The sequence below is a fragment of the Leucobacter albus genome (assembly GCF_039528015.1).
GTDB classification, from domain to species: Bacteria; Actinomycetota; Actinomycetes; order Actinomycetales; family Microbacteriaceae; genus Leucobacter; species Leucobacter albus.
In genome coordinates this window covers 117,363-133,210 of the sequence record NZ_BAAAKZ010000001.1, presented here as the reverse complement: position 1 = coordinate 133,210, position 15,848 = coordinate 117,363, and the positions used below count along the sequence as shown (strand labels likewise).

13 protein-coding genes and 2 tRNA genes are annotated in these 15,848 nt (G+C 68.3%); 10 read left to right on the top strand and 5 right to left on the bottom strand.

Annotated elements, in window-relative coordinates; all coding sequences use genetic code 11:
- Window positions 1-18 precede the first annotated feature (18 nt).
- The gene (gene pgm / locus ABD115_RS00580) at window positions 19-1,662 is read left to right on the top strand and encodes a phosphoglucomutase (alpha-D-glucose-1,6-bisphosphate-dependent) (protein ID WP_343957120.1); all 1,644 of its coding nucleotides are present in this window, start codon (window positions 19-21) and stop codon (window positions 1,660-1,662) included.
- 76 nt (window positions 1,663-1,738) lie between these two features.
- A complete protein-coding gene (pheA, locus tag ABD115_RS00575) occupies window positions 1,739-2,692 on the top strand; it encodes a prephenate dehydratase (protein WP_343957118.1) in 954 nt (317 codons plus the stop codon).
- A 62-nt stretch (window positions 2,693-2,754) separates the two neighbouring features.
- Here pheA and ABD115_RS00570 read toward each other — a convergent pair whose 3' ends face one another.
- Window positions 2,755-3,048 (bottom strand): hypothetical protein, encoded by a 294-nt coding sequence (locus tag ABD115_RS00570; RefSeq protein WP_343957116.1) that lies wholly within the window; start codon window positions 3,046-3,048, stop codon window positions 2,755-2,757.
- Window positions 3,049-3,219: 171 nt separating this feature from the next.
- Between ABD115_RS00570 and ABD115_RS00565 the strand changes: the two genes are divergently transcribed.
- Together ABD115_RS00565 and ABD115_RS00560 are read left to right on the top strand one after the other, a co-directional pair.
- Entirely contained in the window at window positions 3,220-3,579 is a 360-nt protein-coding gene (locus tag ABD115_RS00565) for a PadR family transcriptional regulator (protein ID WP_343957114.1), read from the top strand.
- The gene (locus ABD115_RS00560; RefSeq protein ID WP_343957112.1) at window positions 3,576-4,745 is read left to right on the top strand and encodes a hypothetical protein; all 1,170 of its coding nucleotides are present in this window, start codon (window positions 3,576-3,578) and stop codon (window positions 4,743-4,745) included. Before ABD115_RS00565 ends, ABD115_RS00560 begins: the two co-directional genes overlap by 4 nt.
- A gap of 3 nt (window positions 4,746-4,748) precedes the next feature.
- On the opposite strand, the gene ABD115_RS00555 is transcribed toward ABD115_RS00560, so the two are convergent.
- Window positions 4,749-5,762 (bottom strand): diacylglycerol/lipid kinase family protein, encoded by a 1,014-nt coding sequence (locus tag ABD115_RS00555; RefSeq protein ID WP_343957110.1) that lies wholly within the window; start codon window positions 5,760-5,762, stop codon window positions 4,749-4,751.
- Between the two features lie 43 nt (window positions 5,763-5,805).
- Between ABD115_RS00555 and serS the strand changes: the two genes are divergently transcribed.
- From serS to ABD115_RS00525, 6 genes are all read left to right on the top strand, one after another.
- Complete coding sequence (serS, locus tag ABD115_RS00550) at window positions 5,806-7,077, top strand: serine--tRNA ligase (protein WP_343957109.1); 1,272 nt, start codon at window positions 5,806-5,808, stop codon at window positions 7,075-7,077.
- Window positions 7,078-7,081: 4 nt separating this feature from the next.
- Entirely contained in the window at window positions 7,082-7,933 is an 852-nt protein-coding gene (locus tag ABD115_RS00545) for an HAD family hydrolase (RefSeq protein WP_343957108.1), read from the top strand.
- 128 nt (window positions 7,934-8,061) lie between these two features.
- A tRNA-Ser gene (locus ABD115_RS00540) sits at window positions 8,062-8,152 on the top strand.
- Between the two features lie 147 nt (window positions 8,153-8,299).
- Window positions 8,300-9,556 carry an LCP family protein gene (locus tag ABD115_RS00535; RefSeq protein ID WP_343957107.1) on the top strand — a complete coding sequence of 419 codons (1,257 nt, stop codon included), beginning with the start codon at window positions 8,300-8,302 and terminating at the stop codon, window positions 9,554-9,556.
- A 69-nt stretch (window positions 9,557-9,625) separates the two neighbouring features.
- Window positions 9,626-9,717, top strand: a tRNA-Ser gene (locus tag ABD115_RS00530).
- A gap of 394 nt (window positions 9,718-10,111) precedes the next feature.
- Window positions 10,112-11,323, top strand: coding sequence for a hypothetical protein (locus ABD115_RS00525; protein ID WP_343957105.1), 1,212 nt, complete (start codon window positions 10,112-10,114; stop codon window positions 11,321-11,323).
- Between the two features lie 121 nt (window positions 11,324-11,444).
- Here ABD115_RS00525 and ABD115_RS00520 read toward each other — a convergent pair whose 3' ends face one another.
- Genes ABD115_RS00520 through ABD115_RS00510 form a run of 3 tightly spaced genes read right to left on the bottom strand, consistent with a single transcriptional unit; the run spans window position 11,445 to window position 15,776 of the window.
- Complete coding sequence (locus tag ABD115_RS00520; RefSeq protein ID WP_343957103.1) at window positions 11,445-11,993, bottom strand: HPP family protein; 549 nt, start codon at window positions 11,991-11,993, stop codon at window positions 11,445-11,447.
- Between the two features lie 19 nt (window positions 11,994-12,012).
- Window positions 12,013-13,839 (bottom strand): ABC transporter ATP-binding protein, encoded by a 1,827-nt coding sequence (locus tag ABD115_RS00515; protein ID WP_343957101.1) that lies wholly within the window; start codon window positions 13,837-13,839, stop codon window positions 12,013-12,015.
- Entirely contained in the window at window positions 13,836-15,776 is a 1,941-nt protein-coding gene (locus ABD115_RS00510) for an ABC transporter ATP-binding protein (protein ID WP_343957099.1), read from the bottom strand. The genes ABD115_RS00515 and ABD115_RS00510 overlap by 4 nt, the downstream gene beginning before the upstream one ends.
- Between the last annotated feature and the right edge of the window lie 72 nt (window positions 15,777-15,848).

The following is a 15,848-nucleotide window of genomic DNA, read 5'->3' as shown; positions in this document are numbered from 1 at the left end:
CCTGGCACACTTAGGGGTATGGATGTTCGTGCAGGTTTGCTTCCGCGCCCAGAAGATCTCGTCGACGTGGCAGCGCTCACGCGCGCCTACTCCGAGGTCGTGCCCGACCCGACCGTCGCGTCGCAGCGCGTCGTGTTCGGCACCTCGGGGCACCGCGGCTCGGCCCTGACTGCCTCGTTCAACGAGGCGCACATCGCGGCTATCGCGAAGGCGATCGCCGAGTATCGCGCGGCCCAGGGCATCCGCGGGCCGCTCTTTATCGGCGCAGACACCCACGCGCTCTCGGCCCCGGCCGAGCACACCGCGATCGAGGTGCTGTCTGCCGCCGGCGTGCACGTACTCACCAATGCGGGCACGGGAGACGAGGCCTTCGTGCCGACCCCCGCGCTGAGCCACGCGATCCTCACCCACAACCGCGGGCGCGCGCTCGATGACCCCGAGCGCGCCGACGGCGTGATCGTCACCCCGAGCCACAACCCGCCTGCCGACGGCGGCATCAAGTACAACCCGCCGCACGGTGGCCCGGCAGACGGAGATGCGACGGGGTGGATCGCCGCGCGCGCGAACGAGCTGCTCGAAACCGGCGGGTGGCGCGATCTCGTGCACCACGAGTCGCCGGCGAAGACCGTGCCCGGCGCATACGACTTCCTCGGCGCGTACGTCGAGGGCCTCGCGAACGTCATCGATATGCGGGCGATCCGCGACGCCGGCGTGCGCTTTGCCGCGCACCCGCTCGGGGGCGCCTCGGTCGCCTACTGGCCGGCGATCCGCGACCGCTACGAGCTCGACCTCGCCGTGCTCGGCACCGGTGTCGACCCGCAGTTCGGCTTTCTGCACCTCGACTGGGACGGCAAGATACGCATGGACCCGTCGTCGGCGCAGGTGATGTCGACAGTCGCCTCCTACCGCGACGAGTTCGCGATCGTCACCGGCAACGACGCAGACGCAGACAGGCACGGCATTCTCACCCGCGACGGCGGGCTCATGAACCCGAACCACTTCCTCGCCGTCGCAATCGACTACCTGCTCGAGCACCGGCCAGACTGGCCAGCAACCGCCCGCATCGGCAAGACCCTCGTCTCGTCTGCGATGATCGACCGCGTCGTCGCCGCCCACGGCCGCCGCCTCGACGAGGTGCCCGTCGGGTTCAAGTGGTTTGTGCCTGGGCTGTCAGACGGCTCGGTCGTGTTCGGCGGCGAGGAGAGCGCCGGCGCCTCGTTCCAGCGATTCGACGGCACGCCGTGGAGCACCGACAAAGACGGCATTCTGCTGTGCCTGCTCGCCGCGGAGATCCAGGCGGTCACCGGGCAGTCGCCGTCGGAGCGGTACGCCGCGCTCGTCGAGCGCTTCGGGGAGCCCGCCTACGCGCGCATCGACGCGCCAGCGACCGCCGAGCAGAAGGCCAGGCTTTCGGCGCTGAGCGCCGCCGACGTGACCGCGACCGAGCTCGCGGGCGACCCGATCACGGCCGTCGCGACCGAGGCGTCGAACGGCGCAGCCATCGGCGGGCTGAAGGTCTCGACCGAGCGCGCCTGGTTCGCGGCCCGCCCGTCTGGCACCGAAGACGTCATGAAGATCTACGCCGAGTCGTTTGCCGGGCCGAACCACCTCATCGAGGTGCAGGCGGCGGCGCAGGCGCTCGTCGCACGCGTGCTCGGCTAAGGGCGGCTGCACATCCGGACCACTCACCCACACGGGCACCCCGCGCCACGCGACGGCGCGCGATACGCTTAGGCACATGTCACAGCACCCAGAACGTCGCCGCCGGTACTCCTACCTTGGCCCGGCCGGAACGTTTACGGAGGCTGCGCTCAAACAGGTCGAGGAGGCGCGGGGCCAAGACTGGCACCCGGTGTCGAACCTCGGCGAGGCGCTGAACGACGTCGTCACCGGGGCCAGCGACGCCGCGATGATCGCGATCGAGAACTCGATCGACGGCGGCGTAACTGTCGCGCAAGACGCGCTCGCGACAATCCCCGGGCTGCGGATCGTCGGCGAGTACCTCGTGCCCGTGCGGTTCGTGCTCGTCGCGAGGCCCGGCGTCGCGCTCGAAGACGTCACGGTGGTGGCCGGGCACCCCGTCGCGTACGGGCAGTGCCGCACCTGGCTCGACGGGGCGCGGCCCGCGCACCGCCACCTGCCGGCGACGTCGAACGTGCAGGCCGCGGCCGACCTGTTCGACGAGGCCAAGCAGGTCGACGCAGCAATCGCTCCCCCCGGCATCCAAGACCACTACGAGGTCGAGGTGCTCGCCGAGGGCATCGCAGACAACCCCGACGCCGTCACCCGCTTCGTGCTCGTGAGTCGCGTCGTGCCGGTGAGCGAACCGACGGGGGCAGACAAGACGTCGCTCATCGTCGAGCTGCCTGAGGATCGCTCGGGCGCGCTGCTTGACCTGCTCGAGCAGTTCGCCGCCCGCGGGGTGAACCTCACCCTGCTCGCTTCTCGCCCGATCGGCGACAGGATGGGGCGCTACCGCTTCGTCATCGACGCCGAGGGGCACATCAAAGACGAGCGGGTCGCCGACGCCGTGCTCGGGGTCAAACGGTTCAGCCCGAACGTCGTGTTTCTCGGCTCATACCCGCGGGCCGACAAGATCTCGGCCGAAATTCGCGCGGTGCACGACGACGATCGCTTCCGCGACGCGCGCGACTGGCTGCGCGAAGTCATCGAGGGCGTCGACCCAGCCTGACCCGGGGCTCCGCGACCCCGCGGCGCTGACCCCGACCCGCGCCCCGCGGACAGGGGTGTACGTCAGAAGTCGATGCCCGCGACCCTGCGGTTGTGGGCAGCACGCATGCCAACCCAGATCAGGGAGTTGAAGAAGAGGAACGGGAGCAGCACCCATTTCTGCGGCTGCTCGAGCAACGCAGCGCCGACTATCACGAGCAGGATCCCGATGACTTGCAGCCACCCTGCGTGGGGCGCCTCGGGGTTCACGTCCCAGATCTTGACCGGGGCTTCGGGGCTCGCGCGAATGACAAGTGCCCCCGAAAACAGGCACCCAAAGACGCCCAGCAACGCGAGCGCCCACCCGATGAAGACCATGCCTCCAGTGAACGCCTCAAGTGCCGAAACGTCAAGCTTGCGCCTGGCACGCTGTAGCCCACGGTTTCGTCGGTGGTTCGGCGCCGAACCACCGACGAAACCGAGTTCTTGACACCGCACTATTGTGTAATGCACACTAGTGCGTATCAGCGAATGCGAGAGGAGTTCCGCGTGGATGGAACACAGCTACTCAAGGGCGTGCTCGACGCCGCGGTGCTCGCGGTGGTGGATCGTGAAGACGGCTACGGCTACGACGTCGTGCGCAGGCTCCGCGACGCTGGCCTCGACGAGGTCGGCGACGCCTCGGTCTACGGCACGCTGCGCAGGCTCTACGCGGCCGGAGCTCTCTCGACCTACGTCGTGCCGTCGGAGGGCGGCCCGCACCGCAAGTACTACAGCATCACCCCGATGGGCAACGACCTGCTCGCCGAGCAGCGCAACAGCTGGCAGCGCTTCTCAGAGACGCTGACAGCCCTCATCGAACCGCAGCAACCGGCGCAAGCCGCGCAGCCCGAAGGAGCCTCAGCATGAACGACACCGCCTCCCTTCCAGCAACCGACCCGATCGCGGCGACCATGCCACTGCCGAAGACGCACCCGAACACGCGGCCTTTCGTGGGCACCTCGCCGAGCGGCACCGCTGCAGAGCTAACGAACGCTGAGCGCGCAGTGGCATTCGCGGCCGCGGTGCGCTCCCAGCTCAACGACCTCCCCGCCGACGAACTCGACGAGTTGCTCGACGGGCTCGGTGCCGATCTCGAGGAGCGGCTAAATGACGGGGGCGAGCTCGGTGACCCTACCGGCTACGCCGAGGAGTTGCGGCAGGCGGCAGGGCTCCCGCCCAGAGACCCGAAGTCTGCGCCTCAGCTCCCACTGCGCGAGCGAATCGCGGCTGCGCGCGCACGAGCTGCAAGCTGGTTCGCCGCAACCCCAGCACGACGCAGCGTCCGAGACTTTGCGGTTGCTGTGCAGCCCGCCTGGTGGGTACTTCGCGCACTCGTCGGAGCCTGGGCCGCGCTCCTTCTCCTGCGGCACCCGCTCATCAACGGCTTGCCCATCTCCTACTTGTCGGTCGCATTTACGCTCGCGCTGATCGTGCTCAGCGTCCAGTGGGGTCGGGGCCGCTGGCTCCCCCGCGCCTGGCTCAAGCATGTTCGTAGAGTCGCCAATGTCGCCGCAGTAGTACTCGTTCTCCCATTTCTCGCTTCGACCTGGGCGAGCCTCACCACCCCACACACTGACTATTCCTACGAGGAATACGCGATGCAGGGCCTCGCACGGAACGGGGGCGAAATCACCAACATCTTTGCTTACGATTGCGAGGGGAACCTGCTGGAGTCGGTGCGACTCTTCGATCAAAACGGCGAGCCGCTCACGACACTGAGCGCAGATGCTTCCACACCTCCAGACAGCTGGGTGCCAGGCGACGACCGCAGCTACGCGCACTCGTTCAATCCACTCGCGAAAGACGCCGAGGTGTGGAACGTGTTCCCACTCAGTGCCGCGACATACTCTGATGTCACCGGCGAGCCCGGTGAACCAAGCCCGGCGAAACCGCCGAAAGACGAGCTGCCGCCGCTGTCGCGTGACTGCTCTGCCGAGACCACCGCAGACGAAGCAGCGGCCGAACCAGACGAGACCGAAGCGGGCGCGGAGTCCACCAACGGGGCTACGACCGCCGCACGCACGGGCGAGTAGATGCTATTCAGGGACCTGCCACGTGGGAAGCACGCGGACGACGAGGGCACCCGGATCCACCCGCCCGCGAACCTTGACCGCAAGGCCGAAATCGTCGCCGTCGAGCTGGATCGGCTCCGGGCTCGCAACGGCAAGCGCGTACTCTCGAGCGCGGAGATAGCTGACGTTCTTCGTGTCGTTTACGAGATCGATGATGCGGCGGCCTGCCTTGGTCTTGCGAAGCACGCCGTTCTCCCAGCCGATCTTGTTCCAGATGCGCAACCACGAAAACGGGCCGAGCGGGCGCAGCGCGACGACGTCGAGCAGCCCGTCGTCGGGGCTCGCGTCGGGAATGAGGAGCACCCCGCCGGGTAAGAGCCCGCAGTTGCCGATCATCACGGTGTAGACGGTGAGCGGTTTCAGCTCGGAGCCGTCCATTGAGTAGTGGATCTCGAGGGGCTTGTCTTTCACCATCGTGCGCACGCCCGCGTCGACGTAGGCGAGCCAGCCGACGCGCTTCTTCAGCGTCGACTTCGTCGCGCGGATCACGCGGGCGTCGAGCCCCATGCCGGCGAGCACGAGGAAGGCGTGCTCGTCTTCCTCGGAGGCTCCGGCGGCATCCGGCTCGCGCACGATCGTCGCGATGCCGAGATCGATCGCGCGGTTGCGGCCGAAGAACGCGGCCTCCGCTGCCTCCGCGAGGTTGCCGAGCGGCATCCCAAGGTTTCGGGCGAGGAGGTTCCCCGTGCCCTGGGGCACGATCCCGAGCGGCACGCCGCTGCTACGAAGCGTCTCGGCGATCGCGCGGATCGTGCCGTCGCCGCCCGAGCCGAGCACGACGCTCGCGCCCTCCTCGAGCGCACGAGTCGCGGCGCCCGTGCCCCGATCCACCGCCTCGGTCTCGTACCATCGCGTCGGCGCCCAGCCGGCGCGCGCCTCGGCCGCCGCGACCGCGCTGCGCAGGCCAGCGACGTCGGTTTTGAGCGGGTGGTACACGACGGCGGCGTGAGGTTGCACGCGCTCGGGGACCTTAGTCATGGGTCAATCGTAGTCCTGAGCCCGGCGCGCTAGGCTAAGGGGTGTGATCGATCCAGTACTTCTCCGCAACGATCCCGACGTCGTCAAGCGCTCCCAGCGCGCCAGGGGCAACGACGAGTCGGTGGTCGACGAGGCGCTTGCCGCCGACGCCGCTCGCCGCTCCGCCCTTGGCGAATTCGAGCAGCTGCGCGCATCGCAGAAGGCGATGGGCGATCGCGTCAAGGCCGCCTCGAAAGAGGAGAAGCCGGCGCTCATCGCCGACGCGCAGGAGCTCGCTGCCGCAGTGAAGGCGGCGGATGCGCGCGCGAAGGAGGCCGACACCGACTTCCTGCGAGTCGCCTCGCGCATCGAGAACATCGTGGTCGAGGGCGTGCCCGAGGGCGGCGAAGACAACTTCGTCACGCTGCGCACCGTCGGCGATGTCCCGACCTTCGATTTCGAGCCCCGCGACCACCTCGAGCTTGGCGAAATGCTCCAGGCGATCGACATGGAGCGCGGCGCGAAGGTGTCTGGCGCCCGGTTCTACTTCCTCCGCGGCGTCGGCGCGCGCCTCGAGATCGCGCTCATGAACATGGCGCTCGATCTCGCGATGCGTAACGGCTTCACGCCGCTCATCACGCCGACGCTCGTGAAGCCCGAGATCATGGGCGGCACCGGCTTCCTTGGTGAGCACGCCGACGAGGTGTACCACCTGAAAGATCAGGATCTGTATCTGACTGGCACGAGCGAGGTCGCCCTCGCCGGGTACCACTCCGACGAGATTCTCGATGTGGCTGCCGGCCCCATTCGCTACGCCGGCTGGTCGACCTGCTATCGCAGCGAGGCAGGCTCGCACGGCAAAGATACGCGCGGCATCTTGCGCGTGCACCAGTTCAACAAGCTCGAGATGTTCGTCTACACCGACCCCGACAACGCCGAGGCCGAGCACGACCGCCTCGTCGCGTGGCAGGAGGAGATGCTGCAGGCGCTCGGCCTGAGCTACCGCGTCATCGACGTCGCCGCTGGCGATCTCGGATCCAGCGCAGCGCGCAAGTTCGACATCGAGGCCTGGGTGCCGACGCAGGGTACCTACCGCGAGCTCACGTCGACCTCGAACTGCACGACGTTCCAGTCGCGCAGGCTCCAGACCCGCTACCGCACCGAGAGCGGCAAGACCGCGCCCGTCGCGACGCTGAACGGCACGCTCGCGACCACCAGGTGGATCGTCGCCATTCTTGAAACACACCAGAACGCTGACGGCAGCGTGACCGTCCCCGAGGCGCTTCGCCCCTACCTCGGCGGACTCGAAGTACTCAGCCCCGTAGAAGGAACGTAATTCAATGCAGGATCGCCACATCATCGCCCTCGACCTCGACGGAACCGTGCTTCGTCACGGGTTTGACGGCGCGGGTGACCACGCCGCTGGTGGGATCATCGATCCCGATCTCGCGGAGGCGATCCGCACGCTGCACGAATCGGGTCACGAGGTGATCGTGTCGACGGGCCGCTCGGTTGATGCGACGCTGCCCATCGTCGAACGCCTCGGGATCCGCCCCGAGTGGGTCGTCACCGCCAACGGCGCGGTGACGCTCAAGCGCGACCCGTTCGGTACCCGCGGGTACCGGCGCGAGTACGTCGAGGCGTTCAACCCCGCAGACGCGCTACAGAAGATTCGGCCGCAGCTGGCCACCGCTCATTTCTCGGTCGAGCTTGCCGACGGCAGCTTCCTGTACACGAAAGAGATTCCGTCGGGCACGCTCCCCTCAAACCAGCGCAAGGCAACCTTCGAGGAGTTGCTCGGCGTGCAGGCGGCTCGCGTGATCGTGTTCTCGCCCGACTACCGCGTCGAGGAGTTTCTCACCGCGATCGAGTCGCTCGGCCTCACGCACGTCTCGTACGCGGTGGGCACCTCGTCGTGGCTCGACATCGCGCCAGACGGAGTGACGAAGGCGAGCGCGCTCGAGGTGCTCCGCGAGCGGCTCGGCATCAGCCCGGCTCGGGTGTTTGCGGCGGGCGACGGTCGCAACGACATCGAGATGCTCGAGTGGGCGGGCCGTCTCGGCGTCTCGGTCGCAATGGGGCAGGCCGTGCCAGAGGTGAAGGCCGCTGCGACCAAGGTCACCGCGACCGCAGAGGATGGCGGCCTGCTGCTCGCGCTGCGCGAGCGGTTCCCCGAGCTGCTCGCGAGCTGATTTCTGGGGTGGCGGATCGCGTAGGCACGTGCTTCGCGCCCCCTCTTTCTTGCGGGTTTCTCACTGATTTGTTGGAGTTTTTTGCCTCGTGGCGGGTTCGCCCGCGAACATTTGCTAGGCTCGTTCGCGGAGGGTTGTCCGAGCGGCCGAAGGAACTTGTCTTGAAAACAAGCAGGCGGTAACCCCGTCTCAGGAGTTCAAATCTCCTACCCTCCGCCACAAGATGCCCCGCGCGAACCGCTCGGGGCATCTTCAATACCCAGGAGATTCTCCGGATGCTCCAGGCTCCCTCCAGGGCTCTCGGGTAAATTGGGAAGATCGCGCGGCCCGTTTCGTTGGCCGCTTCGACTGACAAGAGGAAACCGAATGGCGAGAAAGACGCAGGCCGAACAGCCGCGCCGCTCAGTCGTACGCCACGGGAAGCTTCCCAGGTCGTCGTCGCTGAAAAACGCAAGCCGCTTCGTGCTCACGACGCTGCTCGTCGTCGCCTTTTCGGGCGTCGCGACCGCGGCCTACGCCGTGTGGGGCTTCGTGAACAGCGCCAAGACCGTCGACCTCGGCGTGACCGCGCCGGCAGCCGTTGGCGCGGGCGCCCAGGCGCTCGAGGGCGAACTGAACATTCTGCTCGCGGGTTCTGACACCCGCGTTGGCCAGGGCTACGACGACGGCGAGGAGGGCGAGCTCAACGACGTCAACCTGCTGCTGCACGTCTCGGCCGACCACAAGAACGCGACGGTCATTAGCTTTCCGCGAGACCTCATGGTGCCGATTCCGAGCTGCCCAAGCGAAGAGGGCGAAGAGAACTTCTACCCGGCGATGAGCGAGCAGCAGCTCAACACCGCCATGACCTACGGCGGGCTCCCCTGCGTTGCTCGCACGATCTCGGAGCTCACCGGCATGGAGATTCCGTACGCCGCCGTGATCACCTTCGACGGCGTCGTTGGCATCTCAGAGGCCGTCGGCGGCGTCGAGGTCTGCCTCACGCAACCGCTCGTCGACCCAAAAACAAACCTCGACCTGCCCGCCGGCATGAACACCCTCGAGGGCTGGGACGCACTGCAGTTCCTCCGCACCCGCTACGGCGTCGGCGACGGCAGCGACATCTCGCGCATCAACAACCAGCAGGTCTTCATGTCGTCGCTGCTGCGCAAGCTCAAGAGCTCGGAGACGCTCACCGACCCGTTCAAGGTGTGGAACCTCGCCAAGGCTGCCGTCGACAACATGCTGCTCTCAGACAGCATGAAGAGCATGCAGTTCATGCAGGCCGCCGCGGGCACGGTGAAAGACATCGACCTCGAGAACATCAACTTCGTGCAGTACCCGTCGCTCGATCACCCCTACGAGTCTGGCCGACTGCGGCCGAACTACGATCTCGCGGCGCAGCTGTTCGCGACGCTGCAGAGCGGTGCATCGTTCGACGTGACCGGCGTCGGCGGCGCCGTTGAGGCTCCGCCGGTGGCCGAGGGCGAGGTTCCTGCCGAACCCACTGAGCCCGTCGAAGGCGAGGCTCCGCCGGCCGACGGCGCAGCCGCCGAGGGCGGTGACCGCGTGAAGCTGCCCTCCGAGATCACTGGGCTGAAGCCCGACGTCGAGAGCTGCGTCGCCGGTCAGACCAGTTACTAACAATTTCGTTGCCCCTGGATTTCCGGGCGAAGCGATTTCCCGTTAGACTGAATGGCGTTGCCCGCGCATGGAGACGTGCCGGAGCGGCCGAACGGACTTCACTGCTAATGAAGGGTCGGGGTTAAACTCGACCGGGGGTTCAAATCCCCCCGTCTCCGCCATATGCGGGCAACGCTTGAAAGCCCCAGATCCCTTGCACAGCTTGGGAGCTGGGGCTTTTTTGGTTGCTGGGGTTTCGGCTTGGCCGCCGGTGGCTTGCGGCGGCGGGGCCCGGCGCCCGGGGCCCGGTGCTCGGTGCCCGCTGCCCGCTGCCCGCTGCCCGCTGCCCGCTGCCCGCTGCCCGCTGCCCGCTGCCCGCTGCCCGCTCTAGCGTCGCAGCGCTTGCCTCTGGTTTCTGCCTGAGATAGGCCCTGGGCGCCGAGTATTGACCGTGGCTGTGCAGATCGCCCGCAGTTGCGCAGGGCACGCCCCGGCTCCCTGTGCGTCTGCTGGGTGGTCTCGACGCTCGTACTGTGCTCGGGTAGCGTGGAACACCACACACGTCAGAGGGGGAGCATGCGGGCATCAACTGGCGCGGCCAGGGCGATGACACTTGCCGCGTGCGCCACCGCCCTGGCCGTCGGGTCGACTGTGGCCGGCGCGACAGGGTTCGGGGCGACAGGGTTTGGCGCGACCGGGTTCGGGGCCGCCTGGCTCGGGGCGACGCCGGCGCACGCCGCCCACCCAAACACCGTGTGCTCGCACTGGGGGCCAGACGGAGTGGGCTCGCACCACGTGCAGGTCGACTGGCTCGCGGGCCGGAGCTTTCGCGTTTCGATCGTAGATTTCACGCTGCGAGCCGCGACCAACGGCACGGGTGACGCCTACGTTCCGCTGCCGCTTGAACCGGCGCTCAGGTTGAGCACCAGTGTGGTGCGAACGGGCGCGGGGCTCGCAGTCAGCGATGTCTCGCTCTCGCAGGCTGTTGCACTCGGGCCGGGCGCGGGCGGCCCCTACGGGCAGATCGACAACTACCTCGGCCTGCCGCCGGCGCCCTGGGAATCGGCGACGATCACCGACGAGGGCATCAAGTGGCTGCACGACGTCGATGCCAGGAGCGACGCTGACGGAGTGCAGACCCACCCCAGCGACGCGGCGACGAACGCTGCCAGGGCCGCCGATTCTGCCGGCGTCTTGTCGTTTACCGTGACCGTGCCCGATGCTGCCGCGGGCGACATCGAACTCGTCAGCGGTCTCACCACCACCCTCACCACAGGCGTGCTCGGCGTCGAAACAGAGACGTGGTCGCCTGGCCAGGTGCAGGCGGCCTCGGTCGCGGGCTGCTCGGTCACGGTCGAGGCGGTTGGGCAAGAGCCCGAGCCCGCAGAGCCCGGTGCGACCGGCGGGACCGGCGAGAAGCCCCCGGGCGAAGCGAACCGACCCGGGTCGGCGACCCAGCAGCGGGGTACCCCGTCGGAGCAGGGCACCGCGCCAGGCGCGAAGCAGCACGGTTCGGCAGACGGGCCGGCGCTCCCCGACAGGCCCGAGGCCCGCGAGTCAGGCCGGCCGGGAAGCGCCGCGAACGACGACGCCATGAACGGCACCGCTCCGAGCGACGGCTCCCGCCCAGGCGCGGAGCCAAGATCGGGCAGCGCTGAGGTCGCGAGCTCGGGGTGGCAGCACCCGGCAGCCTGGCTCATCGGCACCGCGATCGCTGCAGTAGCTGGCGCCACGCTCATTTCGATGGCTGCCCGACAGCACCGCAGTACGCGGCGACAGCGCCACTAGCCCCGCCATGCTTGGCGAAAGCCTCGCCATGCATGGCGGGGCTAGCCGAGGGCCGGCCAAGCCAAAGCCAGAGCCAGAGCCAAAGCCAAAGCCAGAGCCAGAGCCAGAGCCAGAGCCAAGCTCACCGAATAGTAGACCGATACGGGTACGCCCCCGGCCCGCCCGCGAAGCGATGCCAGACCATGGCAACCGCAACGATCACGAGCGCGCTCATGAGCACCGGAGCAAACAGGTAGCTCCAGCCCGCGCCGGTAACGCACACGACGACCGCGTTCGCGACCGCCGGCGGGTGCAGCACCCGCAGCACGAGCATCGCCACCACCGAGAGGGCCGCGGCGAGCGCCCCGGCGAGGGCCGACGCAAGCGCGCCCTCCCACCACCCGGTGTGCGGGATCGCGCCGACACCGAGCCCGACTGCCGCCGACACCAGGTGCCCGCCGACGACGGCGATAGGCTGCGACACCGGCGCCTCGGGCAGCGCGAACACGAGCAGGCAGCTCGGCGCGAAGCCGAGAAACAGCAGGGTGAGATCCATCGAGGTGCCGAGCGCCCCGAGCAGCGCGACCGCGCCCCCGGTCCCGAGCGATGCGAGCGCGATGCGGCGCCACGGGAGGCGGGGCTGCGTGCTCGTCACGAGCGCACGCAGCACCCCGCCCCACCGTTCACCCATCCCGCTAGCCTACGCGAGCCTACGCCAGGGAGTCTTCCCAGGCCGCGTGCAGCCCGGAGAAGCGGCCGCCCATGGCGATGAGCTCGGCCGGGGATCCGTCCTCGACGACCCGGCCGTGCTCCATGACGAGCACGCGATCGGCGATCGCGACCGTCGACAACCGGTGCGCGATGATGATCGCGGTGCGGTCGGCGAGCAGCGTCTGCAGCGCGTCTTGCACGAGCCGCTCGCTCGGCAGGTCGAGCGAGGCGGTCGCCTCGTCGAGAATGAGCACCGCGGGGTCGGCGAGGAACGCGCGCGCGAACGACACGAGCTGCCGCTGGCCAGCCGAGACCCGACCGCCGCGCTTGTTCACGTCGGTGTCGTAGCCGTCTGGCAGCGCCGAGATGAACTCGTCTGCCCCAACGGCCGCGGCGGCGGCGCGAATCTCCTCGCGCGTCGCGTCGGGCTTGCCGAGCGCGATGTTCTCGGCGATGGTGCCGCTGAAGAGGTAGGCCTCCTGCGTCACCATCACGATCGCGCGCCGCATGTCGGCGGGGTCGAGCTCGCGCAGATCCACACCGTCAAGTGTGAGTGCGCCCTCGGTCGGGTCGTAGAACCTGGCGACGAGCTTCGCGAGCGTCGACTTACCGGCACCCGTCGTGCCAACGAGCGCGATCGTCTGCCCTGCTGGGATCGCGAGGTTGCAATCGTCGAGCACGACGCGCGGGTCGTCGACGCCACCGTAGCGGAAGCTCACGCCGTCAAAACGAAGCGCGCCACGGGCAACAGGCAGCGCAACCGGGCGCTCCGGATCCTTCACCGTCGGCTCCTCTTCAAGCACGCCCGACACCTTCTCGAGCGCCGCAACGGCCGACTGGTACGAGTTCAAGAACATCGCGACGTCTTCGAGCGGGCCGAAGAAGTTGCGCACGTGCAGCACGGCGGCAAGCAGCACGCCGACGGCGAGCGCGTTGTCGGTCACCCGGAACGCGCCCCACAACAGCACGGCGGCGATCGTGATGTTGCCGAGCAGCACGAGCGCGGGGTCGAGCACGCCAAACAGGTTCACGACGCGCAGGTTCGCCACGCGGTAGTCGTCAGACACCTTCGCGAACGCTTTGTCGTTGCGCTTTTCGCGCCGGAACGCCTGCACCGCGCGGATGCCCGTCATCGTCTCGACGAACTGCACAATGAGCCTCGCGCTCACCGTGCGGGTCGCGCGGAAGCCCTTCTGCGATTCGATGACGAACCACCACATGAGCAGCCCGAGCGGCAGCCCCATGCAGACGAGCAGCACGCCCGAACGCCAGTCGATGAGGAACAGCGCGATGAGCGTGAACGAGCCGAGCAGCACGGCGTCGATGAGCTCCGAGAGGCTGCCGTCGAGCAGCTCCTGGATCGACTCGAGGTCGCTCGTCTGGCGCGAAATGATGCGACCCGACGTGTACCCCTCGTGGAACTCGAGGCTCAGGCGCTGCGTGTGCCTAAAGATGCGCGTGCGCAGCTCGAGCATCACGGCCTGAGTTAGCTTCGCGATGAGCACGACGTACCAGCCGACGAGCGCCGCTCCGCCACCGCCGATGACGAGGTAGGCGAGCGAGATGCCGATCGCGGGCAGCCAGTCGCCGCGCTCGACGGCGGCCGGGAGCGCCTCGTCGATGCCGAACGCGATGAGCGAGGGCCCGATCGCGCGGAACACCGCCGAGGCGATGACGACGCCTGCGGTCAGGATGATGAGCCGCCTGAACGGGCCCAGCAGGGAGGCGAGCAGCCTGAGCGACCGCTTTCTGATGGCGCGACTCTCCTCGCGCGTGTAGCTGCTGCGGTCTTCGCCGCGCGTACCGCGTACGCTCTCGGGGCTCATCGTGCCACCTCCTCGGTGCCGGTCGTGTCGGTAGGGGGCGGATCCGCGGCGTCAGGCGCAGCGTTGCGCTGCTCCAAAGCTTGTGGATCCGCGGCCGCCCCGCCGGTTTCCTCGGCGGCGGGCTCCTCGGCGGCGGGCTCCTCGGTCGCCGGTTCCTCCCCCGCCTCGAGCGAGGTGATGAGGTACCGGTAGTGCTCGTTCGTGCGGAGCAGTTCGCTGTGCGTGCCGACGGCGATGACGCGGCCGCGCTGCATCACGGCGACGCGATCCGCCATCGAAACGGTCGAGGGGCGGTGGGCGACGATCAGCGCCGTGGTGCTCGCGAGCACGCGCCTGAGCGCGGCCTCGACGAGCGCCTCGGTGTCGACGTCGAGCGCCGACAGCGGGTCATCGAGCACGAGCACGTCAGGGCTCGCCGCGACCACTCGGGCGAGCGCGAGCCGCTGGCGCTGCCCGCCAGACAAGCTCATGCCCTCCTCGCCGACCTCGGTGTCGAGGCCGTCGGGCAGCTCGTAGGCGAAGCCCGCCTGCGCGACCTCGAGCGCCTCGCTGAGCACGCGGTCGGCCTCGCGGCTGTTCGGGTCGAGGTCGTCGCGGCCGAGCAGCACGTTGTCGCGCACGCTCGCCGAGAACAGGATCGGGTCTTCAAACGCCACGCCGATGCGGCGCCTAAGCTCCTCGAGCCTGAGCTCGCGCACGTCGACGCCGTCGAGCTCGACAGCCCCCGCCGTCACGTCGTACAGCCGGGTGGGCAGCGCGGTGAGCGTCGTCTTGCCCGAGCCGGTGGCACCAACGAGCGCCATGGTCTCCCCCGGCCGCAGCACGAGGTCGAGGCCGTCGACGAGATCGCGCTCGGAGTCGCGGGCGTCGGCGAAGCGGAAGTGCACGCCGCGGAACGCGAGCTCGCCGCGGGGTTCCTCGATCGTGCGCGGGTGCTCCGGGTCGGTGATCGTGATCTCGGCATCGAACACCTCGAACACGCGATCGGTCGCGGTGCGGGCGTCGATGAGGAAGGAGAACAGGAACCCGAGCGAGTTCATCGGCCAGCGCACCGCCGCGGCGAGCGCGAAGAAGCCGAACAGCTCGCCGACGGTGAGCTGCCCCATGCTCGCGAGCACGATGCCGGTGAACAGGCACGCGCCGAGCGCGAGGAACGGCACGAGGTCGTACCAGAACCAGATAAGCCCGACCTCGCGGGCCTTACGCATTTCGGTGCCGCGGAGCGTTTCTGCGCGCTCACGGAACTGCGCGAGCGAGTGCCCGCCGCGACCGAATGCCTTGAGCACTCGGATACCGTGGACGCTCTCCTCGACGGCGGTCGCGAGGTCGCCCGACTGATCCTGGCTCGTGCGCGACAGCGCGCCGTACTTCTGTTCGAAGTTGTAGCCGACGATCCAGATGGGCAGCGAGCAGATGAAGAACACGGTGCCGAGCGCCCAGTGCCAGCGGAACAACAGCGCGATGCCGATGAGCATGGTGAGCACGTTCACGACGAGCATGATCATGCCGAAGGTCAACCAGCGGCGGATCAGCCCGATGTCTTGCATCATGCGGCTGAGCAGCTGCCCCGACTGCCACCGATCGTGGAACGCGACGGGGAGGCGCTGGAGCCGCTCGTAGAACGTTTGCCTGATCGTGAACTCGACCTCGGTCATGGGGCGCAGCACGAAGCGGCGGCGCAGGAAGATGAAGAGTGCCTCTGCGATGCCGAGCCCGAGCACGGCGGCGACGCCCCAGAGAATGGCCGTGCGGTCGCCGGTGAGCAGCGGCCCGTCGACGACCCACTGGAGCACGATCGGGATGAGGAGGCTCGCGACGGAGCCCGCGAGCGCTACGACGAGGCCTGCGAGCACCCACCACTTGGCGGGTTTCGCGAACGGGATGAGCCGAGCGAGTGCCTTGGGAAGCGACAGTGAAGCTGAAGATGAAGAAGACATGGTCCCTAAAAACGAGAGAGGTGCGCGGTTGGCGCGAGTGCTGTGGAAGAGAGTTGGGCCGAGAGCGGCCGA

What these genes read in the sequence shown, in the direction of transcription:
- pgm (WP_343957120.1), top strand. Translation starts at nt 19, where the DNA reads ATGGATGTTCGTGCAGGTTTGCTTCCGCGCCCAGAAGATCTCGTCGAC.
- pheA (WP_343957118.1), top strand. Translation starts at nt 1,739, where the DNA reads ATGTCACAGCACCCAGAACGTCGCCGCCGGTACTCCTACCTTGGCCCG.
- ABD115_RS00570 (WP_343957116.1), bottom strand. Translation starts at nt 3,048, where the DNA reads ATGGTCTTCATCGGGTGGGCGCTCGCGTTGCTGGGCGTCTTTGGGTGC.
- ABD115_RS00560 (WP_343957112.1), top strand. Translation starts at nt 3,576, where the DNA reads ATGAACGACACCGCCTCCCTTCCAGCAACCGACCCGATCGCGGCGACC.
- ABD115_RS00555 (WP_343957110.1), bottom strand. Translation starts at nt 5,762, where the DNA reads ATGACTAAGGTCCCCGAGCGCGTGCAACCTCACGCCGCCGTCGTGTAC.
- ABD115_RS00545 (WP_343957108.1), top strand. Translation starts at nt 7,082, where the DNA reads ATGCAGGATCGCCACATCATCGCCCTCGACCTCGACGGAACCGTGCTT.
- ABD115_RS00535 (WP_343957107.1), top strand. Translation starts at nt 8,300, where the DNA reads ATGGCGAGAAAGACGCAGGCCGAACAGCCGCGCCGCTCAGTCGTACGC.
- ABD115_RS00525 (WP_343957105.1), top strand. Translation starts at nt 10,112, where the DNA reads ATGCGGGCATCAACTGGCGCGGCCAGGGCGATGACACTTGCCGCGTGC.
- ABD115_RS00520 (WP_343957103.1), bottom strand. Translation starts at nt 11,993, where the DNA reads ATGGGTGAACGGTGGGGCGGGGTGCTGCGTGCGCTCGTGACGAGCACG.
- ABD115_RS00515 (WP_343957101.1), bottom strand. Translation starts at nt 13,839, where the DNA reads ATGAGCCCCGAGAGCGTACGCGGTACGCGCGGCGAAGACCGCAGCAGC.
- ABD115_RS00510 (WP_343957099.1), bottom strand. Translation starts at nt 15,776, where the DNA reads ATGTCTTCTTCATCTTCAGCTTCACTGTCGCTTCCCAAGGCACTCGCT.